Below are 24,960 nucleotides of genomic sequence, written 5' to 3'. Positions count from 1 at the left end.
CGTAGGCATCGCCTCGCCCTTTTCACTCCTTTGCCATTGAAGCCGCAAACGCTTATTTGCTAAGATTTTCAGTGCGACAACATTGAAACAGGGCAACTTCTCATCACCATGCCAACATCTACAATTGACGATAAAGATGCAGTAGCTATCCAAGCTGCCAGAGTTGGGGTTGCAATATGCGATCGCACCGCCTGGGGACGTATCAAAGTATCTGGCGACGATCGCCTCAACTTCTTACACAACCAAAGTACTAACAATTTCCAAATACTCAAGCCTGGACAAGGTTGTGATACAGTTTTCGTCACTTCCACAGCCAGGACAATTGATTTAGCAACCGCCTACGTTAGAGAAGATGCAATAATCTTGCTGGTTTCACCCAACCGCCGCCAATATCTCATGGAATGGCTGGATAAATATATTTTCTTTGCCGATAAGGTGGAATTATCTGATATTACAGAATATACCAACACCTTTAGCCTCATTGGCCCAGGAAGCGACGCTGTTTTAGAAAAGTTGGGTATTGACGAACTCATTGGGCAACCTTACGGAAGTCACAAAGTATACACCATTGCTGCGGCCGAAGGAGTACGGATTGCTGTAGGTAGTGGGTTAGCTGCTCCCGGATACACTTTTACTTTCCCATATACTGATAAATCTTCAGTGTGGAATAAATTGTTAGAAGCTGGGGCAGTAGAAATGAGCGATCGCGCCTGGGATGCCTTGCGAATATTACAAGGCCGCCCCGCCCCAGATGCTGAACTCACAGATGATTACAATCCTCTGGAAGTTGGTTTGTGGCAAACAATTTCTTTTACTAAAGGTTGCTATATTGGGCAAGAAACTATTGCTCGGTTAAACACATACAAAGGTGTAAAACAACACCTTTTGGGTATCCGCCTCAGTGCCCCTGCGGCAGTTGGAAGTGCGATCGCAGTTGGAGATGAAAAGGTCGGCAAACTTACCAGTTACACAGAAACGGCTGATGGTTACTTTGGATTAGGTTACATTCGCACTAAAGCGGGTGGCGTGGGGTTGAAAGTTAAAGTAGGAGAAACTGAAGGTGAAGTCATAGAAATCCCGTTTGTTTCTCATGATTACCCATAACTAATTCAAGTCAAAATATCTTCTTTATTCCTAGCGCCGTAACAAAATTCATCTACCCAAGAAGCTAGACTACGGGCATTTGTGGTTGGTAAATTTACTTTGCTTTTAACATATTGTGGTTGAATATTCGGTTGTTTGCCGTTACTTTTAACCTCAGTACTAATTGCTAGCGATGCTCCTGAAGGGAGCCGCCCAAGGGGCGATCGCACTGGTTTACCATTACTGTTAATTTCAGTGGTAATTGCCAATGATGCGCCCACAGGGATTCGGCTAGATGGCGTGTTGCTTTTAACCTCAGTAGCTAATGCCACAGATGGCATAGTTTTGGCTTTGCTGTTAACCTCACTGGTCATTGTCGCCGATGCTCTTGAAGGTAACTGACCAGAGTGCCAGCGTACTAATTGATATTCCTTTAGCAAACCGGAGGATGGCGTTTTTGCCGGAGTATCTGGAGCAATTTTAGTTGCATTTGCTACTATCAAATCCGGTTTGCGTGTGCGAACTACCTCAGTAGTAGCTGTAAATGATGGCACAACTTGATCGGCGCGTGGCAAGTTGGAATCTAGAGTATTGGCAACAGAATGAGAGGCAATCTTGCTGGCTGTTACTACCGATGACAGATGTTTATCCTCAGAATGTTTCTCATCTGGCGACTCGCTTTCAACTTGGCTTATAACTATAGAATGCTCTGATTTTATTAAACGTAACTCTTGATCAGGGTTGAAGTTAAGACCTAAAGCGGCGACTATTTTATCTGGATCGTTATTCAGATCCACCATAAAAGCAAGTATTTCATCAAACTGGGGTTCTAAAACAGACAGTGTTGCCAAAATAAAACCGGACAAAGGACGGCGCAGACCATCGTAAGTGCCCCAAATTCGCATTTTGACCAGCCAGGAAATATTTTGTTTGTAGTAAATAAGCCATTTTTGTTTTAAGGATTGACGCAGCTCTTGGATATTCATTGGATGCCTCACTTCAGTCAACAAGATTGCAGAGATTGATATTATTAATTAGTTTGATTTCTGGGGATGAAACCGATAATAGAGCATCTGTTGGACTCTTTGACCACCTAGCAAATGATTTTCTATCACTAGAGATACTTCATCGGGTTTAACGCCGCTATACCAGACCATATCGGGTAATACCAGCACCATCGGCCCATTGCCGCATTGTCCCAAACAGCTGCTAGCCGTTACTGTTACACCAGGGATTGGCAAAGCTGCAAAAGCTGCTAAAACCTTAACTGCACCTTGCTTTTTGCAAGTGCGATTTTGACAAACCCGCACACATTTAGGAGAAGAGGGTTGGTCTATTGTGGGGAAGTTTGATGGTTGAGTTATGTTGTTCATTTGTCCTTTGTTATTTGTCATTTGTCATTCGTCAGTTGTCCTTTGTTAATGACCAATGACCAATGACCAATGACCAATGACTAATGACTAATCTATTGAAAGTCCTTTTGAGGCTAGCCATTCAGGGTTGAATATCCGCGACTGATAGCGGGAACCACTATCACATAAGATGGTGACAATGGTATGTCCTGGCCCCAACTGCTTCGCTATGGCAACAGCTGCGCCAACATTAATACCCGTTGAACCGCCCATTAATAGCCCATCTTTCCTTAGCAGTTGGTAAACTACCCGTAAAGCTTCTTGGTCATCGATTTGAATAGCATCATCAGCAGGTGCGCCTTCCATATTGGCTGTGACACGACCGTTACCAATGCCTTCAGTGATAGAATTTCCTTCTATATTGATTTCGCCGGTTTTGACATAGCTATACAGTCCACTACCCAAAGGATCGGCAACAACGCATTTAATTGCCGGATTTTGTTCTTTCAAGTACAACGCCACACCAGCATAAGTACCACCAGTACCAGTTGCAGTTGTCCATGCATCTATTTTAGCATCTGTCTGTGTCCAAATTTCTGGGCCTGTGGTTTCGTAGTGGGCGCGACGGTTGGCTAAGTTATCAAACTGATTTGCCCAAATAGCGTTTTCCAACTCAGCAGCAACTCTGCCAGATAGTTTGACATAGTTATTTGGGTCTTTGTAAGGTACAGCAGGGACGCGACGAACTTCTGCGCCTAGTGCTGTTAGTGCGTCTATTTTTTCTTGTGACTGAGTATCAGGAATAATAATTAGGCATTTGTAGCCTTTGGCGTTGCAAATATGCGCCAATCCAATGCCAGTATTACCAGCAGTTCCTTCTACAACTGTGCCACCGGGTTTGAGTAAACCTTTCTCTTCTGCATCTTCGATGATATAAAGTGCGGCGCGGTCTTTGACGGAACCGCCAGGATTGAGAAATTCAGCTTTAGCAAGGATTTCACATCCTGTTTCTTCACTGAAACTGTTTAAGCGAATTAGGGGTGTGTTGCCAACAGCGCCGACGAAGCCATTCTTAATATCCATTTTGACTATACCTGTGTGAGTATCTATAAAAATTTTGGCTTATAGCGGTGGCATAATTTACAATTGATTTGCCTGATTTGCCTAAAATAAAATGATGCGTACACTACCAAACTTTACTCATATTCAGAACAAACCCAGGTAATACCGATTCACCGCTAACAGTCGCGGGATTTTCTAGATATTCCTCTGGTACACCAGGACGATAAATATAGACTCGGCGATGCTTGCGGTCAATTAGCAAGCCTAGCTGTACTCCTGGCTCTCTCATATATTCTTCCATTTTCTCCTTTAAGGGTTTGAGGTTATCAGAAAGCGACCTAAGTTCAACTACAAAATCTGGACAGATGGGGGCAAATCTTTGCTGTTTTTCTGGGGAGATAGCATTCCACCGTTCCAGTTTAATCCAGGAAGCATCAGGTGATCTATCTGCACCCGTTGAAAGCTTAAATCCTGTGCTGGAGTCAAAACAAATACCTGTCCCGTCTTTTTCTGCCCAAACTCCTAGCTGTAAGGCAACGTTGAAGTTACGATTACCTGTCTCTGAACCAGTGGGGGACACAATTGATATTTCTCCAAATTGATTTCGCTCAATGCGTAATTCACGATTAATTTGACAAAAGTCAAAAAACTGCTCATCTGTCATTTGCATTGAAGGAGGAATTTGCACAACTAAAGGGGATGAAAACATAATGATTTCCTCTAGGTTTTGCTATCTACCCGACTGGCTTGTATTTCTTATTCTTACGCAAGTCATTCTTTTGGTGAGACAGTAATATTAGTTTTCGCCACAATTTTCTGGAAAGCAGGTGCATTTTGTGGTATCTAGTTCCAACTTAAGTTTAGCAGGCAATGAAAATTAAAATAGTAATTTCACTGGGGTTATTAAATATTTTCGTGAGTTACGATACAGTATAAATCACGAGTGAATAGTGACATCTTTTCTTTGTCTTAGACGGGATGGATACCGATGACATCTGAAAGCGATCGCGAAAAAGAACTTGAACACCGAGAACGTACATTACGAGAACGAGAACTTGAATTGCGACTCCGGGAAATGGAAAGTAACATCCATGCTACCGATGCGGCTTTTCATCAAACTGTGAAGCATCAGCCAGAAAATTCTCAGAAACCTTGGATGAACAAAGTGATTCTGGGTGGGAAGCTATTTGTTCTTGGTGTGGTAGCGCTGGTTGCAGTGAGAATAGCCTCAGTGCTGGCTGGATTTATTATTGTTGCTGCACTGGGGTGGATGTCTTACAAATTATTTTTGGAATCTAAAAAAACCAATCTTTAATAAAGGTGTACTGTTATGATAGATCAGGTAGCAACTGACAGATTTATCCAAGATTTAGAGCGCGTTGCTCAAGTGCGATCGGAGATTTCTGTGTGTTTAACTAAACTAGCTGAAACAATTAATCAAGCTGAGTTGGCTGGAGACTCTTCATCAGGAAAACTCAGTTTAGAGCGAGATATTGAAGATATTACAGTAGCTAGTAAAAACCTCCGCCAAGGTGTATTTCGCCTTTTAGTGTTAGGCGATATGAAACGCGGGAAAAGTACGTTTCTTAACGCATTAATTGGGGAAAATTTATTACCAAGTGATGTTAACCCTTGTACCGCAGTGTTAACAGTTTTACGCTATGGCCCAGAAAAGAAAGTTACCATTCATTTTAATGATGGAAAAAGCCCACAACAGCTAGATTTTCAAAACTTTAAATATAAATATACTATTGATCCGGCTGAAGCTAAAAAACTAGAGCAAGAGAAAAAACAAGCATTTCCTAATGTAGATTATGCAGTAGTTGAGTATCCCTTAACGTTACTAGAAAAGGGAATTGAAATTGTCGATAGTCCAGGATTGAATGATACAGAAGCGCGAAACGAATTATCTTTAGGTTATGTAAATAACTGCCATGCAATTTTGTTTGTAATGAGAGCTTCTCAACCTTGTACCTTAGGTGAGCGTCGCTACCTAGAAAATTATATCAAAGGTCGAGGATTGACAGTTTTCTTCTTAGTTAATGCTTGGGATCAGGTGCGAGAATCATTGATTGATCCTGATGATGTTGAAGAATTACAAGCATCTGAGAATAGATTACGGCAAGTATTTAACGCGAACTTAGCAGAATATTGTACTGTAGAAGGTCAGAATATTTATGACGAAAGAGTGTTTGAGCTTTCGTCAATTCAAGCACTCAGACGACGGTTGAAAAATCCCCAGGCTGATTTAGACGGGACTGGCTTTCCAAAGTTTATGGAAGCCCTTAATACTTTTCTTACCAGAGAACGTGCGATCGCAGAACTTCGTCAAGTGAGAACCTTGGCAAGACTTGCCTGCAATCATACCCGCGAAGCAGTTGCAAGGCGTATACCACTACTCGATCAAGATGTGAATGAATTAAAAAAACGGATTGATTCAGTGGAACCTGAGTTTAATAAACTTACAGGTATTCGGGATGAATTCCAAAAAGAAATTCTTAATACAGGAGACACTCAAGCAAGGACAATTTCCGAATCTTTTCGCGGCTACGTTTTAAATTTAGGTGATACTTTTGAAACTGATTTCTTGCGCTATCAGCCGGAATTAAATTTGTTTGATTTTCTCAGTAGTGGTAAACGAGAAGCATTTAACACCGCACTGCAAAAAGCCTTTGAGCAATATATCACTGACAAATCTGCTGTTTGGACATTAACTGCTGAAAAAGATATCAATGCCGCTTTTAAAGAACTTTCTCGTAGTGCTTCACAATATGGCGCGTCTTACAGTCAAGTCACAGATCAAATCACAGAAAAACTCACCGGACAAAACGTCAAAGTAAATGCCACTAACACAGTTGAAGAAGATAACTCTCCCGGCTGGGCAAAATGGGCAATGGGATTGTTATCACTGTCTAAGGGAAATCTTGCTGGTTTCGCACTAGCAGGAGCCGGATTTGATTGGAAAAATATATTGTTAAACTACTTTACTGTAATTGGCATTGGCGGGATAATTACAGCAGTGACAGGTATTTTTCTTGGCCCCATCGGGTTTGCACTGCTAGGTTTAGGAGTCGGATTTTTGCAAGCAGATCAAGCCCGTAAAGAGTTAGTTAAAACAGCGAATAAAGAGTTAGTTAAACATCTCCCTCAAGTCGCACATGAGCAATCTCAGGTTGTATACAATGCCGTAAAAGAGTGTTTTGACTCTTACGAAAGAGAAGTGAGTAAGCGGATTAACGATGATATTGTCTCTCGTAAATCTGAATTAGATAATTTAGTCAAGCAAAAACAAACCCGTGAAATAAATCGTGATGGTGAGTTAAACCGTTTAAAAAAATTACAAGAAGATGTAATAGCTCAGTTGCAAAAAATCGAGGCGGCGTATAGCAATTTATTAACTTATTATAGTTGATCAATATCATTACTCTCGTTCCCAGCTTCTAGCTGGGAATACCTACTGGGAGGCTCCGCCTTCCATAACCATAAGAATGTAAGGTAATTGCATTACCAGGCGGAGACTGGGAACGAGGAACTATGCAACAAAAGTATGAAGGTTATAAGGATTTAGCAGATTCTCTCAAATCTGCATCTGCATTACTGAATTTAGAACGCAAATCGCAACTGCATCAAGATATAATTACCATTTGCAATCATCTCGTTAATCCTAGTTTTCGGATTGCGGTGTTTGGCCCTTTTAATCATGGCAAATCTACCTTACTTAATGCCATACTAGGGAATCGCACCTTACCAATTGATTTAATTCCCACTACAGGCGCGGCAATTACTGTCAAGTATGGCTCTAATGTGCGAACTCGGATCATGTTGGTTGATGGTACAGAAAGATATCGCAGTGGCACAGAAATATTACAGCAATTTGCTATTCTTGATGGCAATAGGCAGATGCGAAAAGATGTAGCATCTGTGGAAATTTTTTGCCCACATGCCTTCTTAGAAACAGGTGTAGAATTTCTCGATTTACCAGGAACTAATGATAGAGATGAACAAGATAATTTGGTCAGAGAACAACTTTTAAGTGCAGATTTAGTTATTCAATTATTAGATGCACGTAAGTTAATGACTTTAGGTGAGCGGGAAAACTTACGAGATTGGCTATTAGATCGCGGTATTAAAACAGTTATTTTTGTCGTTAATTTTCTTAACTTACTCGAACCCTACGAGCAAAAACAGGTTCAAAATCGCTTGCTGTTTGTTGCAGAAAGCTTTCGAGCCGAATTACCTCCAGGTTTTAGTAATTTATATCGCGTTGATGCTTTACCTGCTTTAAGAGCTAGATTAAAAGGCGATGTTGCTGCTGCTAATAGTAGCGGTTTAGCGACTTTTGAAACAGCTTTGCAAAATATTGTGGGAATTTTACAACTAAATCGTGGCAGTGTGCGTTTGCCAAGGGTACAAGCGATCGCTTCTCAAATCCAATACTCATTAAAAGCTAAAATTGACTCAATTGCTCTTGAAATAAAATCCTTTGATGATAAAGAAAATACTAAAATTGAAATTAAACGAAAAGCCGCTAATTTAATCTATAAAGGTTTTTCTACTAGCGTGGGAGAGTTACGCGATTGGCTAGCATTACCCAAGCTACTCACAAAATATCAAGCTGATGCGGCAGTTGCATTGGCAGAAAATAGCTTTAAATCTTGGCAAACAAATACTTTTAAAAAAGACTTGACTCAATTACAATTTGCTGCGGTAAAATGGCTTTATCAAGCTTACGAATTTTTCCAAGAAGAACGACCGCAAGATTTAATAATTCCCTTTCCTAGCGAACCACAAGTAATATTACCATCAAAGCCAAGCAATACTGATGATTTGAGTGAACCTGGTTCAATTGCTGTTGGTAGTGGTATTGGTTGGTTGTTAGGCGGCCCAGTTGGTGCTGCTGTCGTTGGGAGTATTTCTTATTTGTTAAACAAGAATATCCAAAAACAAGACGATCAATTAGCAAAGGAATCTTATCATCAGGAAGTTGCTAAACTTTGTATAACTGCAATTGAAGATTATTTATCTGTCTTCAGTAGTCAAGGGTTATCTATTTTGGCTGAATATGAACAGAAAGCTGAAAAAGTAATTTGTTTTGAATTCAGTCAGGAACCGCTAGACATTACTAATAAGCGTGAAAAATTGCAACAGTTACAAAACGGTTTCAATCAGTTATTACGAGAGTTAGAAAAAGTCAAAATTCTCTCAAACCATCAACCTTATAAAGAAATATCAAAGTACACGAATACTAATAGAAAATATTCGCCACAGCCAGAGAGAGTTAAAATTTATCCTGAAAAAGCTCCTGGTGTTAAGCAACAACAGGAAAATACTGCTAAGAATACTCAGACAAGGGTAAAATCTGTTTCTCCACCGCCAAAAGCTTCTCCTTCTCCACGGAAAGAAGAGGTAGAGGCGAAATTTCGTGAGTGGGAACTGAATGAGGAAATAGCGCGAATGAAAGCAGAGATGCGTAGCCCTAAGGCTTGTCGTCAGACATCGCCTGGTTCTCAAACTGGCAAACAGCAAAATTCAACTCAAAGCAACAAAGCACCCAATCAACCAAAAACCCAGACGGAAAAAGATAAGATTACTCGCGCCTATAGCATTTTAGGATTGCAAACTAATGCTTCTCAGGCTGAGGTAAAGCAGGCTTATCGAACTTTAGTAAAAAAATGGCATCCAGATTTGTTTGTTAATCAGCCACAACTGCTAAAACAAGCACAAGAGAAAATGCACTTAGTAAATGAAGCTTACACAACTTTAAGTGATAAATGAACAACAAGAACCCCGATTTCTTAAAAAAGTCGAGGTTCTTTAGATTTCATCCTAATTTCATTTCTGGCTGCAAAGCTAAGAAGTAAATATAGAATTAGGAAACTGTTAGGTGAGATTTATGCAACTGCTATTTTTGAGAAATAGGTTTTTGGCGTTAACCTTGACTGCGATCGCTTCATCTAGTGGGTTAATCACAGCCTGTACCAATACTGCTTCTCAAAACCAAAGCCAAGCGCCGGAGGTAACCGCCACCAATGCTAACGACAAGCAGCAGATGAACCACGGTAGTGGCATGAATCACAGCATGGGAATGGATTTAGGCCCAGCCGATGCTAATTTTGATTTACGATTTCTCGACGCTATGATACCGCACCATCAAGGCGCTGTGGAAATGGCAAAAGAAGTGCAGCAGAAATCAAAACGTCCTGAAATCAAAAAGTTAGCAGACAATATCATCAAATCGCAAAACCAAGAAATCACTCAGATGAAGCAGTGGCGACAAGCTTGGTATCCCAAGGCGGGAGATAAACCAATGGCTTATGACAGTCAAATGGGCCACATGATGGAAATGTCGTCTGATCAAATGAAAACTATGATGATGAGTCAGGATTTAGGTGCAGCCGATGCTGAATTTGATCTGCGTTTTATCAATGCCATGATTCCTCACCACGAAGGGGCTGTAACAATGGCTAAAGATGTCTTAAGTAAGTCTAAGCGCTCTGAAATCAAGCAATTAGCCCAAGAAATTATCAAGGCACAAAATACAGAGATTAAGGAAATGCAGCAGTGGCGAAAAAGCTGGTATAACAAGTGAGTCTAAGTCAGTAGCCGAGAAGAAATCAAACTAAGTTAAGTAATGTAAAAATATTGAGATTAGTTGATAGTGTATCCTTTTGGGATCTTGCTACGCGTAGCCTTTCTTAGAGAAGACTTTAGTCCTCAAATGAGGGCTGGAGCCGCTCACTACGAACCTTGAATTATTTATGCGGCTCTACTTAATTCGTAATTCGTGCATCTCCGAAATCAGTCTCGCTTCCTGGCTGACTTATGGGAGTGTAGAGCCGCTCAAATGATGTTTAAGCAATGGGCGTAGCGGAATAATTGACTTCATAACAGTCTTTCAGGGACTTCCAGATAAAAAAATACTCAACTACTTCTTGTGTGGTAGTCGTCTGGCCCGCCCGTAGCCAAAGGCAGACAAGATGTCCACCTTACAAGATTAGATAATTTATTTGTTGGAAGTCCCTCACTTCATCGCCAGAGACTTGGCTTTCTCCTCACAAGGAGCAGAGTAACTCTTTTCACTTGCACCTGCTCTGCACGATATGCGATCGCACCGTGGTCGATTACGTAATTGATGGTATTCAAGGTAAAGGAAAAAGAGGAAACTATAATACGCGGTATATAAAACTTAACTCCAATTCTTTTGCTTAACTTTTCGTTATATACCTAGAAATTTTCACAATCACAGCTCAAGCTTTTACTTTTAAACTAATAGTTAGTATCAGATATTACCTGATATTATCTTAATTACGTAATAGCACTTAAAAAAACTAATAACTTATTTTTATTCAAAAACAATAGTAAAAATACTCATAATAATAAATTTTGATCAACAAAAATCCTATTATTGTTAATAATAATTTTCCAACAAATTGCTATAAATACTGATTGATTTTATAAAATTAGAAATTATATTTGTTTATAAAGACAGGATTTGAATCAAGAACTAAAACTTTATTTCATTAATACCGAAATTTACTTACATAATATTAGTTCGATTAAATAAGTTTCCTTTCTTTGATAAATCTGTAGGCTAGAACTGATGAGCCATTGATCAACTAGCTAATAACATTGAATATCAACTCATATCCAATCTTTACTAGCAATTAGGTGCACTATTTAACAGTATTTAGTTTGTTTAAATACTACTCTTTCAATGTGAAAACATTCAATACTTATAAATTTTCAAAAAGTGGCGTTTTTAAGACAAATACTGAATTTTGAGGCATAAAACATGGTTACTACAACTGCTAGAGACATAATTGAAAACTCATCTCTTAAACAAGATATATTGCATCATAATTCTTCAGTTACTATAGTTATCCCATGTCTTAACGAAGAAGGAAATTTAGAACGGCTCTTGCTTAATATAGAAGAAACATTTGAGGATATGGGCTTTAGTTTGCCAGTACTAGTAGTTGATGATGGCAGTACAGATAATAGCTATCAAATCCTCAAGCAAATGAGTGAAAAATACGATTATTTAAGGATCATTCGCCATCCCCACAGGCTTGGTGTAACTGGAGTATGGAAGACGGCATTAGATTATGTCAAAACTGATTGGATATTTTGGGGACAAGCAGACTTAGAGTCAGATCCTCGGACTGACTTACCATTACTATTAAAAGCTTGTGTACCAGGTGTAGATGCAGTAGCAGGTTGGCGGCAAAAACGGGGTGATGGGAAGATTCTTGCTTCTAAATTAGCCAATACCACTTGTCGTTTACTCTTCGGTTTAAAAATTCATGATATGAACTGGATTAAACTAGTCCGTCGTGATTTATTATCGACTCTGCCAGTAGAAACAATTACCCATCGCTACTTATTGGCGGTATTAGCAGCACAGGGACATAACGTTATAGAAGTTCCTACACCTTGGCATCCTCGGCACTCTGGAATAAGTAAATTTGGCAAGAAGCGTCTTCTGACTTCAGCTATTGATTTTATCAAGTTATGGTGGTGGTTTCAAACTCAAGGTCGTCTAATTAATCGACGCCAAGAGAAAAGGATTAATTCAGTCATAAACTATGTTGGTGTTGTTCAACAGGAAATAATTTAGTCAATTCAAATAGCCAGAAATAAACCCAGAGAGAATTAGTCATATTCTCCTGGGTTTCATTTTTATCCTAATGTAGTAATTTTTTCACATCTATGAATATTGAAGGTAAACACATTCTTGTTGTCACTTCTGTATATCCTATGACTGCTGACGGCAATCATGGTGCTTTTGTACGTGAGGCAATTTTACGCTTGCAAGCAACAGGGGCTAAGTTTACAGTATTTGCTCCTGCCTACGAAGGTTCTAAAAGCCACGTATTAGATGGAGTAAAAGTATATCGCTTTCGCTACTGCCCAAAACGTTTTGAAAATTTGGCAAGAGATGGTGCTCCTACCAAGTTGCAAAGACAGCCTCTTTATTTGATAGCTGCTGCTTTTTATATCTTGTTTGGTATGTTGCAATTGTTTTGGGTATGCTGCAAGGAAAAGCCAAATTTACTCCAGATTCATTGGCCCTTTCCTCACGGGTTAATTGCTTTACCTGCGAGTATATTATTGGGTATTCCGATGGTGTTTAGTTTCCACGGAGCCGAACTCATGTTAGCTAATAAGTTCAGTTTCGTGACATATATCCTCCGTTGGTTACTGCCTCTTGCTAAAGGTGTGACAGCCAATTCTTCTTTTACTAGTGAGTTAATCCGTAAAATTTATGACGGGCCTGTTACCGTTATCGCTTACGGTATGACTATAAAGCCAAAGCCACCTAAAAAACGTTTCCCAGAGGAAGTGCGATCGCTTCTGTTTGTTGGTAGGTTAGATGAACGTAAAGGTTTGCGATATTTATTGGCAGCTCTACCTTCAGTTCTAGCGAAATATCCTGTACGCTTACGCATTGTAGGCAAGGGAATTCTCGAAGATGAGATTAAATCACAGTGTGATGCAATAGGTCTAAATGATGTAGTAGATTTCCTTGGCTTTGTCACTAAAGAAGAATTAGCTGATGAATACGCTGGGTGTGACATATTTGTACTACCAGCAATTGTGGATAGCAAAGGCGATACTGAAGGCTTAGGAATAGTAATGATAGAAGCTTTAGCCCACCAAAAGCCTGTGATTGCCAGTGCTGTAGGGGGAATTGTCGATGTCATCCATTCTGGAATTACAGGATTATTAGTACCGGAAAAAGACCCAGAAGCTTTAGCACAAGCAATCTTGACTTTGTTATCGAATCCCACTAAAGCCCAAAAAATGGGTCAACAAGGTTTAGCAGATATACAAGTTCGTTTTAACTGGCATCACATTACACCTATGTGGCAGCAAGTATTCGCAAACGCATTGAATAACACTGTACCCGGAAAAGCTACTGGAACTATTGCTTAGTAAAAATTTGCGATTAATTGTGATTTTTATGAGGAATGTTAGTTTGTTGTCCATTTAGGGAAGTATTTATATAGCCTTTACAAAGGTACGTAAGTAAACCCAGACTTGAATAACATTTTTGAATTAGCTCTAGTCTTTTGTATACCATGATACAACAACGTCTGATTTTAACTCGTGGGATTCTCACTACTTGCGTAGTAGCTCCTTTAGGTTTAATGGGGATTTTAAGCTTTACTGTACTTTTTCCTGCTCTCAAAGACCCAGCATCTAGATTTTACTCTTCAGGTTTTGGTTATCCAGCTTTACAACGTATGGCTGGCAAACCTATCCAAGTAGAAACTGCGTTAGTAACGTCAAAAGCTTTAGAGGATAATCTAGCTGCTCCTGGTGAATCTGTTGGTATGGAGGAGGTGAATGTTCGTTCTTTAGTATCGGGGCCTGTAGAAAAACTTTTTGTTGAGGAAGGGCAATGGGTGCGCCGAGGCCAACCTCTGCTCCAGTTACAAAAAGCTCCCTTTGTAAATGGAGTAAATACGGCTCGCAATAACCTCGCTATTGCGGAAAAGAACCTCGCAGCCGTGCAAAACTCAGTATCAGAAAAGTTATCAGACTTGAAAGAGGATGTTAAGTCTGCTCAAGACAGGTTTTATTCAGCTAAAACTAGACTAAGAACAATTGACAAACTTGCAGATCAAGAATTAAACACCAATGTTCAGGCTGCTCAGGTAAGGGTAGCGACTGCTGAAGAGAAACTAAAACAAATTAAAGTTTTAGCAGATCAAGGAGCAATATCGAAGTTTCAACTCTATGATATGCAAGATATCTATGCAACGCGCAAAAGAGAACTAGCAGCTGCTCAACAGGGAATTATTAGTACCCAAAGCCAGCAATTTACCAACCAAGATTTCTACATTGCTCGCCAAAACGACTTCATTTCTTCTCAGCAAGCTCTGTCATTAGCCCAGCAGACACTAGATAAAGATGTAAAAAATGCTCACCTGACAGTTGACAACAGGAGAATAGAACTGCAAGAGGCTCTGAGAAATTTAAGTAGAACAGTTATATATGCCAGCACCGATGGTTTAGTGAGTTCGGTAAATATAAATGCTGGTGAAATAGCGGATGCACGAGATCGGAACTCGTTAGTAACCTTAACTCAGAATGTTGTATTTAAGGCTTACATTGATCAAGCTAGGCTTAACGCTGTGAAAGTGGGTAATAACGCTGTAGTCCGGTTAGTGGCATACCCTGGACGTACTTTTGAAGGAAGAGTCATTCAGCTTAATCCAACCGTACAAACTAATACCAATAAGCCCAGTAAAGTCGGTATTGACCGACAGTTTACCTATTCTGTTTGGGTTACCGTTGATAATTTGCAAATGCCTCCGGGTTTGCAAGGTTATGTTCAGTTTACCGATCAAACTAGAACAGCTTTAATGATTCCAGAAAGTTCTGTTACTCATTTATCTGCTGGTGAAGGTATGGTGATGGTTGCCGAAGCAGGCAAAGCTGTTGTGAAAAAAGTCAAGCTAGGAAGAACATTTGATAATCAGCGTGAAATGCTGGCAGGCTTAAAGTCAGGAGAAGAAGTAGTGTTATCTCCCTTAGCTCTAAATACAGGCGATCGCCTAGACACCAAATCTGCATCATTGCCAATCGCAGAGAGAAATTAACAGATGAATCAAAGTTATTGGACTTACAGATTTTTTGCCTTTACTAATTGGTTTAATCGAGAAAGGATTACTCTGTTAATTGGCTCTATTTTACTATTATTAGGAGCCATCTATCCTTGGTATCGGTTACCTCCAGAAACCCTAGAAGCATTCGGTACAAATCTATTTTGGGCAAATACTGTGAGAGTGCCATTAGCTTTGTGTGCGATCGCTGGTTTTATTTACACTTTTGTATTTCATGTTCGACAAGCTCCACGCTTAGTTTTTTGGGGTGCATTAATACCAATATTACTTTTTCCCTATTTCATTACAACTTGGTCACCTACTATATCTTTTATTGCAGCAGAATCCTATAACCGAGGAGAAAAAGTATCATCTCATGTAGATAAAAGTTTTTCAGAAGTTCAGGCGCAATGGAAACAGAATATAGTTTTAGATAATCCAGATGTTCCTGTTTCTACTTTTGGCATGGAAATTGAAGATAGCCGATTTTTTCAACTACCATCATGGGATAAAGTTATCCTTGAAGGATTTGGCTATAAAAATAGTTTTTTTGCTTTTATTGGACAAGGTTGGAGCTTCAGCCTCATTGGAATACTGATTTGCCTAATGAGTCTTTATCTAGCCTGGGAACAGCAGGGAATCAATTCTCTAACTAAAGATATGAAAATATTAGTGCCTATGAGCTTACTATTATTTTCTACTATTTTAGGCTCTCACATTTATTTTAATATTGTTAATTATCAATTAAATGTGCAGTTTGCTAAAGGTGAATATTCTCAAGTAGTAAACACCAGTCAAGTTTTAACAAGATTGTATCCACCTTTGCAGGGAGATGAAGAATTTTTAGAGCGCCTGGCCAGAGCAGAGTTATATACAGATGCCGCCGAACCAGGATTAGTTAATTTCATTCAGGGTCTAGAAAATTATAAAGATAGTAATTTTTTAGAAGCAGAGAACTATTTTCAAAAATCTTTAGAGAGACAGCCTAATCGCTTTTTAGTAAGAGGGTATTTGGTTGCAGCACTTCTAAATCGAGGAATCAATTATTTTAACGAGCCTAATACTAGGAATGCTGGCACAGCATCAGATATTTTTGAAAAAGCATTCAGCATATTTCCGGGTCATGTTGAGGCTTTATATGACCTGATGCTAGCCAGGGTTGTTAATGGAGAATTTCAGAAATCGGCTGAAGTTGCTAAACAAATCATAGATGGGCAGAAGTACTTTCAAGAACCAGGGATTGGTTTAATGGGACAAGCCTATGTCCATCTAACTTGGGATGAATATAACAAAGGCAATATTAGTAAAACCTGGGAAAAATACCGTCAATCGGTTGACACCAAGGCTTGGGATGAATCAGGAGTAGAGGAATAATAATGGAACGTTCAGAGCGTTGGTTGCCATTAGGGTTGATATTAGCTTTAGGATTATTACTGGGAAGTTTGATGTTTTCTATTTGGGAGAAAATACCTACTTCTGTAGAGCGCGTAAATTGGTCACAACAAACCCAATGGATTGCCCCTCAAACACCTACTTACCGTTTTTATATACGTAATACCTTTAATTTACCTGATAATGCAAAAGTAGGCTGGCTACGAATAAGTGCTGATAATGATTTTACCCTGTATGTGAATGGAAGGCAGGTAGCAAGAGAAAACAATGTTACCAATAGTTCTCGTGGTCTAGGTGCAGGTCTAAGACTACCTTTTCAAAATATTAATGATAGTAATAGCTACGTAACTAAAACATCATCCAATTATTTACTAGCTAGTTCCAATGACTGGAAATTAACAGCTTATGTAGACATAACTCGTCATTTAAGCCCAGGAAAAAATGTTATTGGGTTAGAAATTCAAAAAGGACAAACTAATCCTCGTGTAGTTGTTGAGGGGGCTGTTTATCCTACAGATGATGCTACACCGATTAGTTTATCAACCGGAGAAACTACCTGGAGAGTTTCTAATCTGTCAGAAACTCGTCAATCTCTCCAATGGTTTGACGTAGATTTTTTAGATGAAAATTGGCCAGAAGCTAAGGTACTGGGTTCAGTTCGAGAAGCAACTTACAGTCGCTTAAGTAAAAATTTGTTTGACCGCCCTCTACAAGGGAATTGGATTGCAGGAAATCTAAGTTCTCAAGGGCAAGTATGGCTCAGAGGTAGTTGGCAAATACCAACAGATCGGATTTCTCGTGCCTACATTCGATTTGCTGGGCAAGGTGCATATTCTCTGTTAATCAACGGCAATCTTATTAATATTTACAGAAACGAAAATAGCAACCAACTGCATCTTTTAGAAATTACAAGGTTTCTAAAACCTGGAAATAATACATTAGCTGTAAGCTTAATTAGCCCACTAAATACAGTCTTAACACGGACTAACTCTAATAACCCTAATAGTATTCTTAATTTCTTTCTAGATGGATGGGCAGAAACAGCAACAGGTGAAATTATTGGAGAAATTGCTACTGATAATACCTGGACAGGTTTAAATCAACCTGTATTTAGATGGACAGAAGGTACAGGTGAGGATAAACCTGTAAGTCTTTTAGGTAAACCTAAAGTAGAAGGTTTCCAACGCAACTTTGAAGGTAATGCCTATCTGCTCAATTACCCTAATTATTTATGGCATCAAAGTCTATGGTTAATGGGAGGAGTTGTCTTTGCGATAATTTATGCTTCACTTTTAGGTTTATGGCTGGGATATGGGAATCGTTGGTGGGATAACTTTGTTGCAGGATCTGCAATACTTTCACCAAATACTTTATTTTTAGCGGCTATTGGTTTACTAAAACACCGTTTTGCAGAAGCAGAAGTTGGTTTACTATTTGCCCAACCGCAAAGCAACTATGTAATATTGTTTGGTTTTACAGCCATAATTGTATTGACATTAATTTACATTCGCGTCGATAGAAAAATTAATAAATTACCTCTATCTTTTATTTGGTTCTCACTAGGTTTAGTAGCTTGTGTTAGTTTCAGTTTGGCATCGGGTGGAAATGTCTTCTTTGTCTTTAGTTTAGCGTTTGTAGCAGCGATTCTTGTCTACATTTTCGTTTGGATGCAGAGACGGGAACAATCACCAATCCCAGTATTGCAAGATAAATTTAATCTTATACAGCAGAGATGGCCTATCTGGGGCGAGTGGATATTTCTCATCCTCATCGTCAGTGTAGGGTTTGGGCTAAGGGTTTATAACCTTGGTTTTATTGACTTAGATTCCGATGAAAATACTTCTTTGGATGCCAGTAGAGGTATTCTTCGTACAGGCGCACCCATAGCTACTTCTGGTATTTGGTACACTCGCGGTCCTTTTTATCAATATCTACTCGCTCTTTGGTTACGGGTAGTGGGAGATTCTATAGTTAATGCTCGTTTGCTATCTGTAATTTGGGGTACAGCAACCTTAATTTTAGTTTATCTCTTGGCTCGTAAAGTTACTGGTAAAGTTTGGATTGCTTTACTAGTAACATTCGTTTTGGCTATAGAACCTTGCGAGCTTTGGTATTCTCGTTTTATCCGTTATTACCAAATTCTCCAATTTCTAACTATTCTTAGTTTATGGGCATTTTTAAAGGGATTTGTTGAAAAATCAGGAAGGTATTATCAATACATCTTTTTTGTATCTTTAACTTTGAGTTTGCTGACTCAAGAGATTAATTTAACGGTTCTACCAGTATTCTTTATTGGTTTTGTTTACTTTTATCGTCCATTTAGCCTACGCAATGACTGGCCAATTGTTGTAGGTAGCATAATGACTATAGTCATTTTTATTTATAATTTGGCTGTTGTTGCTATACGAAATATAACTCCTCTAGCTGCATTATCTGATTCAACAGCTTCTTATCTGCGACTTCATTTTTATGATGTTACAAACTTGTTTGCTATGTTATTGATTGGTGCGGATAGAACACATATAGTCTTAGGTTTATTCTTTTTAATGGGTTTTTTCTACTTTGTAAAATGTCAAAATACAAGTTTAGTATTTTTATTTTTTACTGTATTTATTAATTTATTGTTAATTACCTTATTGACTTATAATCTTGCGGAACGCTATGTATATGGTCTTTATCCATTAATAATTTTGCTGTCTATCTATAGTGCTATATCTCTCATTGAGTCTTTAGTAGAAAAAATAAATTTATTAACACATGATTTACCTTCTTTAAAATCATTCGCTTTAGGTAGTCTTATTATAGTAATTGTATGTAATACACAACCTATTAGAGTTTTAGCTAGTTATCAAGAGTCTTTAGTTAGACGAAATAATGAGCTATTGACTTATGTAAAAACTCATAGGAAAGCGGAAGATGTAGTCATATCACCTATGTCTTCTTTTACACCTATTAGTTTAGGAAAATTAGATTACTATTTATTCAATCCTATAGAACGTGAGAATTTTGATGCCGTATATTGGCATAATGGCAGATTAATTGATCGTTGGGGTGGTGGTGTTGTTCTTAATAATGTAGACCAATTAAACCATATTCTTGAAAAGTCAAAGCGAGTATGGATTAATTTAGATGATGTTAGAAATTCTAGAGTAACACCTGAGCTACGTGAATATATTAAAAATTTAGGTAAACCTGTTTTTGAAACTTTTGGAACTCGTTTACGACTTTGGCAACCGGAAGATGGTTTACCAAAGTATATACCCAATAAAGGTAAGGATTTTGGAGCTTATTAATTATGCTTTTTAACTATAGTTATTAACTAAGTAAATATAGATATCAACTCTAAAAATACATGAAAATACAACCAAGTACATTCATAAAAACAAGCATAAGTATTAGTTTACTTGCTTTTGTATTTACTCGCATAAACTTTAGTCAAGCTTGGACTCAGTTTAAAAATTTATCTTTACCCTTTATCATCTTAGCTTTGATCTATTACACTGGTTGCCAATTGTTGAGTTGCTGGCGCTGGCAGGTTGTTCTCAATTCGAGCTGTCATTCAGCACCAATGAGCAGTTTGCTGAACAGCTATTTTGCAGGAATGTTTCTCAATATTTTTTTGCCAGGCGCTCTTGGGGGAGATGTATATCGTGTTTATAGAGTTGCTCAAGTAACGAAGGATTCAGAAGTTGCACTTGTATCTGTATTCTTAGAAAGATTTACTGGACTGGCAGCTTTATCTGCTTTGGCTTTAATTGGTTTGCCTCCCGCTTTTAGATTAATAGGACGCTGGGATATTATTTTGTTATTTCTTGCTTGTGTAGGTGCTTTAGTAGGAGCAGTCTTACTCATATCAAGTCCCAAACTACTAATATTGGCAGAACCTTGGCTAGAAAAGTTTCGCCTCGGCAAAGTAGCTGCTCGTTTTGCTAAAATTCAAATTCTGTTGCGAAAATTCGCTCAGGATCGTACAGCCTTAGCTGTATCAATGGGGTTATCAATGTTACTCCAATTGGCTATAGTTTATTATCACTACCTTGTGGCGCAACAATTAAAAATTCCTATTTCTTATTTACAACTTTTAGTATTTATTCCTATTATCGTAGTAGTTACCTTGCTGCCTATATCTTTAGGAGGGCTAGGTTTAAAAGAGGGTTTATGGATTTACTTGTTCAATCGTATTGGCTTAACTACAGAACAGGCTCTGCTATTATCCCTAACAATTACAGCCTTAAGCTGGCTGTTGAGCTTGCCAGGAGCTTTTATTTTGCTTTTGGATTCAGCAGGATTCCAATTAGCAAGGCAAGGCAAAATGGAATGATGTAGCAGGATAAAAACTTTGATATCAGCAAGGATAAATAAAACGGTGAAAAAGCAATATTTAGCAGCTTTGTTAGTTTTTTTATTGTTGCCAACTATTAAAACTACTATGGTTTTTGCTAAACAACATAGTAATTATTCTAATAGGCAGTTTGAAGTAGGTTTAAGGACAAAGCAAAGTAACCCATCTCAGCTTCAATTATCCCAAAAAACAGATTTTGAGCATGAATCAACTGATTTAATTGCCAATGTTCTCTACCGACGTTTGTCAGGTTTGCAGAAATCAATGATGCCCAATGGTGCTAATGGTGCAAATATCCTTTGGATAAGTAATCAGGCTAGACATTGGTATATTGAAGAGCAGCGATATGGGGAAGACTTAATCATTAGTGGGTTGATTAACAATGATCCACAAGCCATTGAAGCGGGATTTAAGATGTTTGACTGGGGATTTGCCCACCAAGTTGATGATGGCAGTTTCTTTATGACCGGAGATCGTTTTCACAGTACATCCTTCTTTGTAGAATCTGTTGCTCATAGCCTTTTAGTAATACAACAATCTCCATATTCAGAAAAGTATGCTAACCAAGTAGCCAAATATAAACCTTTGGTGCATCGTGCTGCGAGATGGATGATTTTGCCTAATGTCTGGAAAAAAGGAATCAGACGGAACAAACCCTACAGCCATCGTCGTTATTTAGTTGCAGCAGCTTTAGGGCTTACGGGTAAACTGACTGGCGATGAAGAATTGATTAAATACAGTCGTAAGTCGGTTAAAGACGGTTTATCCTTGCAACGTCCAGATGGTGTGAATCCAGAAAAAGGTGGTCATGACAGCAGTTACCAAACAGTAGGTATCATGTATGCCGAACGTTGGGTAACATACTTCCCTAATGATTCCTTAACTCCCAAAGTAGCACAGATGATTGACAAATCACTCTCCTGGGAACAAACACGAATTTTGCCTTCTGGCGAAATTAGCACCAAGGGGAATACCCGCACAGGTGGACGAGAAAAAATCAGGGATGGTTCCCGATATAAAAAAGTAGGGCCTGGATCACAAATTCGTGCTTTTGCTTACTGGGCATCTGTTACAGGTAATCAAAAGTGGGAAGAAAGTGCCCGTAAATTAACAAAATTTTACTATAAAATACCGTAAATTTGACTATACATTAAAGGATTTAGATGTGTCACAAAATGCCAATCTAAAAATAGACAGACTTTTCTCGGTTGATGTGCTCAAAGCAATAAGCATTACAGCAGTTGTTTCTTACCACAGTGTTTTTGTTCCTGAGTCCACTTATTCATCAGCTTCATACTTGATGGATATACTATTTGCGCCCTTAAGATTTTGTGTACCAGTATTTTTCACAATCTCTTTTCTACTGCTCGAGCGTAGCTTAGAAAAAAACTCTATTGCATCTTTCTATCCTGTATTAAAAAAACGCTTTACTCGCTTGCTAATCCCTACATTATTTTGGGGTGGTTTAGCTGTGGCTTTAAGATTGTTAGGTAAAGCAAATCAAACTGAATCTCTTCTTATACTTGTTTTACGGGGCAAAATATTTCCTGGTTATTATTACCTTTTGGTAATGTTGCAGTTTTTACCTATATTTATTATTTTAAATCGCCAATTTGGGAAACTTCAAAAATTTTTTATAGTATTAATCTTTCAAGTAATTGTTTTAGCTTTAATTTATTTATCCAACTTAGGAGTATTTGGTACAGATATAATTATATTTTTACGAAGTATAGGTCGTCCTTTTTTTGCTTACTGGTTTGTGTATATGTCATTAGGTGCTTGTTTTTATAAAAACTGGTTTAAAGTTGTAAAATTATCTAATTATATACCTGCACTATTAAAAATATTTATGCTTATATCTACCACCTTAATTATGATTGGTGAATATAACTATTTGGATACGGTTACTGATAGACAGGTTATTCCTTTTGAGTATGCAATGTTTTCTTGTATATTGAGTGCAATAGTTATGTTTGTATGCTTTTCTTCTATTGAAGAAAATCAAATACCTTTATTTATAAGGATAACTGTCAAACTATTATCAAAATATAGTCTTGGCATTTTTTGTATTAATGGTATCCTCAGCCTTATTTTTTTGCAGCTAGGTACTCATTTATTTGTAGGAATAAACTTTACGTTTCTTGAAATATTAGCAATTAAGTTAATTAGCTGGAATGTACTCTTAATACTTTCTCTAGGACTCTCAATGCTGTGCGAACGTATAGGGCTTGGAGCTTGTGTTCGTTAATTATACACAAATGCGATTGCTTTGCTTCACTACGTTATGCTCACAATGACAATTTATGTTTTTACACATTTGGGATTATCCTTGATCGCAAAATCTCAGCCTGCGCTTCGTTAATGCCTTAAGAAGCTAGGCCAATCTCATTTGACCTGATAAAAGTTACAATTACTCGCGTTCCTTCATCTACATCAATGGGTTGTTCAGTGAGTTCCACTCAACCATTACGATATGTTCCTTCAATACTAGTCAACATTTTTAACCTCGCTGCTTGTGAATAGTTAAATTGCTTTATAGAACTTTACCTACCAAACTTTACTCATATTTAAAATAAACCCAGGCAATACCAATTCGCCGCTAACAGTCGCAGGATTATCTAAACATTCCTCTTGCAATCCAGGATGATAAATATAGACTTTATGCTGTTTACGGTCAATCAACCAGCCTAACTGTATCTCTGGTTCGTTCATATATTCCTCCATTTTTTCCTTTAAAGTCTGGAGGTTGTCACTAGAAGATTTGAGTTCGACTACAAAATCTGGACAAATAGGAGCAAATTTTTGCTGCTGTTCTGGAGACAGAGAATTCCACCGTTCTAGTTTAATCCAGGAAGCATCTGGAGAGCGTTCTGCACCTGTTGATAACTTAAATCCGGTACTAGAGCTAAAAGTTATACCTGTACTATCTTGTTCTGACCAAACCCATAGCTGTCCTGAGATATTACCTACTCGGTTTCCTGTCTCTGAACCAGTAGGAGGTATAATTATCAATTCTCCAAATTTATTTAGCTCAATGCGTAAATCACGATTCACTTGACAGAATTCAAAAAATTGTTCCTCTGTCATTTGCATTGATGACGGAATTTGCAAAACCAAAGGGGATGAAAACATCGGGATATCCTCAAGGTTCGGATGCCTAGCTCACTGACTATATTCTCACGCAAAAAACAAAGACGCAAAGATATAACTTTGCGTCTTTGTTTTTTATCCGAAATCATTTTCAGATTTACTTGTTAGGCTGAGGAGTTAGCCGCAGATAGGGTTTAATTTCCTCATAACCTTTGGGGAATTTCTCTTTAAGTACTTCTGGATCTTTCAGTGAGGGGACAATTACAACATCCTCTCCATCTTTCCAGTCAGCTGGTGTCGCCACGCTGTAATTATCAGTCAATTGCAGAGAATCAATTACCCGCAACAGTTCATCAAAGTTGCGTCCCGTGCTGGGAGGATAGGTAAAAGAGAGACGGAGTTTCTTATTGGGATCAATCACGAAAACCGATCGCACTGTCACAGCCGCATTAGCATTGGGGTGGATCATGTCGTAAAGCTCAGAAACTTTGCGATCTGCATCCGCCAAAATTGGGTAGTTGAGGGTGGTGCTTTGAGTTTCTTCAATGTCTCCCACCCAGCCTTTGTGAGATTCTACGTCATCAACGCTGAGTGCGATCGCTTTGACATTGCGCTTGTCAAATTCTGGTTTTAGCTTGGCAACTGTGCCAAGTTCTGTTGTGCAAACAGGTGTAAAATCAGCAGGGTGAGAAAACAGCACAACCCAGCTGTCACCTGCCCATTGGTAAAAATCGATGTTGCCGTGTGTTGAGGCTTGCGTAAAGTTGGGTACTGTGTCACCTAGACGGAGAGCCATGAGAGATTCCCTGTAGTTAGAAGATCATACGTGTTCTACTTTGCCATCATGACATAAAACCCCTATTCCCCAATCGGACTTTAGCGGTTTGAAACAAAATTTTAAGTTGTCAGCACTCTCGCATACAGGGATGGGGGAGGTAAAAATTAGTAAAAAAGACTAAAGATTGGATATTGGAAATCGCATATTAGATATTTAGAAAACTTTTTCCTTCCCCATTCCCCACTCCCC

19 protein-coding genes are annotated in these 24,960 nt (G+C 38.5%); 13 read left to right on the top strand and 6 right to left on the bottom strand.

Annotated features, from left to right (window positions below):
- The first annotated feature begins 108 nt into the window (after positions 1–108).
- Positions 109–1,104 (top strand): YgfZ/GcvT domain-containing protein, encoded by a 996-nt coding sequence (locus ACFE90_RS06840; RefSeq protein WP_375498963.1) that lies wholly within the window; start codon positions 109–111, stop codon positions 1,102–1,104.
- Positions 1,105–1,109: 5 nt separating this feature from the next.
- Here the strand turns inward: ACFE90_RS06840 and ACFE90_RS06835 are convergent, their stop codons facing one another.
- From ACFE90_RS06835 to ACFE90_RS06820, 4 genes are all read right to left on the bottom strand, one after another.
- Positions 1,110–2,069 (bottom strand): DUF5331 domain-containing protein, encoded by a 960-nt coding sequence (locus ACFE90_RS06835; RefSeq protein WP_375498961.1) that lies wholly within the window; start codon positions 2,067–2,069, stop codon positions 1,110–1,112.
- A 48-nt stretch (positions 2,070–2,117) separates the two neighbouring features.
- Entirely contained in the window at positions 2,118–2,456 is a 339-nt protein-coding gene (locus tag ACFE90_RS06830) for a ferredoxin (RefSeq protein WP_375499003.1), read from the bottom strand.
- An 87-nt stretch (positions 2,457–2,543) separates the two neighbouring features.
- Positions 2,544–3,518, bottom strand: coding sequence for a cysteine synthase A (locus ACFE90_RS06825; protein ID WP_375498959.1), 975 nt, complete (start codon positions 3,516–3,518; stop codon positions 2,544–2,546).
- 103 nt (positions 3,519–3,621) lie between these two features.
- Positions 3,622–4,206 (bottom strand): Uma2 family endonuclease, encoded by a 585-nt coding sequence (locus ACFE90_RS06820; RefSeq protein WP_375498957.1) that lies wholly within the window; start codon positions 4,204–4,206, stop codon positions 3,622–3,624.
- A 279-nt stretch (positions 4,207–4,485) separates the two neighbouring features.
- On the opposite strand from ACFE90_RS06820, the gene ACFE90_RS06815 reads away from it, so the two are divergent.
- From ACFE90_RS06815 to ACFE90_RS06760, 12 genes are all read left to right on the top strand, one after another.
- Positions 4,486–4,812, top strand: a complete 327-nt coding sequence (locus ACFE90_RS06815) for a DUF3040 domain-containing protein (protein ID WP_375498955.1) — start codon at positions 4,486–4,488, stop codon at positions 4,810–4,812.
- 15 nt (positions 4,813–4,827) lie between these two features.
- Positions 4,828–6,909 (top strand): dynamin family protein, encoded by a 2,082-nt coding sequence (locus tag ACFE90_RS06810; RefSeq protein WP_375498953.1) that lies wholly within the window; start codon positions 4,828–4,830, stop codon positions 6,907–6,909.
- A 122-nt stretch (positions 6,910–7,031) separates the two neighbouring features.
- The gene (locus tag ACFE90_RS06805; RefSeq protein WP_375498951.1) at positions 7,032–9,272 is read left to right on the top strand and encodes a dynamin family protein; all 2,241 of its coding nucleotides are present in this window, start codon (positions 7,032–7,034) and stop codon (positions 9,270–9,272) included.
- Positions 9,273–9,390: 118 nt separating this feature from the next.
- Positions 9,391–10,086, top strand: coding sequence for a DUF305 domain-containing protein (locus tag ACFE90_RS06800; RefSeq protein ID WP_375498949.1), 696 nt, complete (start codon positions 9,391–9,393; stop codon positions 10,084–10,086).
- Positions 10,087–11,289: 1,203 nt separating this feature from the next.
- Positions 11,290–12,114, top strand: coding sequence for a glycosyltransferase family 2 protein (locus ACFE90_RS06795; protein ID WP_375498947.1), 825 nt, complete (start codon positions 11,290–11,292; stop codon positions 12,112–12,114).
- Between the two features lie 92 nt (positions 12,115–12,206).
- The gene (locus tag ACFE90_RS06790) at positions 12,207–13,433 is read left to right on the top strand and encodes a glycosyltransferase family 4 protein (protein ID WP_375498945.1); all 1,227 of its coding nucleotides are present in this window, start codon (positions 12,207–12,209) and stop codon (positions 13,431–13,433) included.
- 146 nt (positions 13,434–13,579) lie between these two features.
- Positions 13,580–15,106: an efflux RND transporter periplasmic adaptor subunit gene (locus ACFE90_RS06785; RefSeq protein WP_375498943.1), complete on the top strand. Its 1,527-nt coding sequence runs from the start codon at positions 13,580–13,582 to the stop codon at positions 15,104–15,106.
- A 3-nt stretch (positions 15,107–15,109) separates the two neighbouring features.
- Positions 15,110–16,483 carry a tetratricopeptide repeat protein gene (locus tag ACFE90_RS06780; RefSeq protein ID WP_375498941.1) on the top strand — a complete coding sequence of 458 codons (1,374 nt, stop codon included), beginning with the start codon at positions 15,110–15,112 and terminating at the stop codon, positions 16,481–16,483.
- Positions 16,484–16,518: 35 nt separating this feature from the next.
- A complete protein-coding gene (locus ACFE90_RS06775; protein ID WP_375498939.1) occupies positions 16,519–19,794 on the top strand; it encodes a glycosyltransferase family 39 protein in 3,276 nt (1,091 codons plus the stop codon).
- A gap of 59 nt (positions 19,795–19,853) precedes the next feature.
- A complete protein-coding gene (locus ACFE90_RS06770) occupies positions 19,854–20,822 on the top strand; it encodes a lysylphosphatidylglycerol synthase transmembrane domain-containing protein (protein ID WP_375498937.1) in 969 nt (322 codons plus the stop codon).
- A gap of 45 nt (positions 20,823–20,867) precedes the next feature.
- The gene (locus ACFE90_RS06765) at positions 20,868–21,980 is read left to right on the top strand and encodes a hypothetical protein (protein ID WP_375498935.1); all 1,113 of its coding nucleotides are present in this window, start codon (positions 20,868–20,870) and stop codon (positions 21,978–21,980) included.
- A 28-nt stretch (positions 21,981–22,008) separates the two neighbouring features.
- Complete coding sequence (locus ACFE90_RS06760; protein ID WP_375498933.1) at positions 22,009–23,091, top strand: acyltransferase family protein; 1,083 nt, start codon at positions 22,009–22,011, stop codon at positions 23,089–23,091.
- A 299-nt stretch (positions 23,092–23,390) separates the two neighbouring features.
- On the opposite strand, the gene ACFE90_RS06755 is transcribed toward ACFE90_RS06760, so the two are convergent.
- The gene (locus ACFE90_RS06755; protein ID WP_375498931.1) at positions 23,391–23,975 is read right to left on the bottom strand and encodes a Uma2 family endonuclease; all 585 of its coding nucleotides are present in this window, start codon (positions 23,973–23,975) and stop codon (positions 23,391–23,393) included.
- 115 nt (positions 23,976–24,090) lie between these two features.
- The gene (locus tag ACFE90_RS06750; protein ID WP_375498929.1) at positions 24,091–24,729 is read right to left on the bottom strand and encodes a peroxiredoxin; all 639 of its coding nucleotides are present in this window, start codon (positions 24,727–24,729) and stop codon (positions 24,091–24,093) included.
- Positions 24,730–24,960: the final 231 nt, after the last annotated feature.

The sequence above is a fragment of the uncultured Nostoc sp. genome, from assembly GCF_964245445.1.
Lineage (GTDB): Bacteria > Cyanobacteriota > Cyanobacteriia > Cyanobacteriales > Nostocaceae > Nostoc.
Note: the sequence above shows the minus strand (reverse complement) of the source record. Positions and strands in the feature narration are given on the sequence as shown.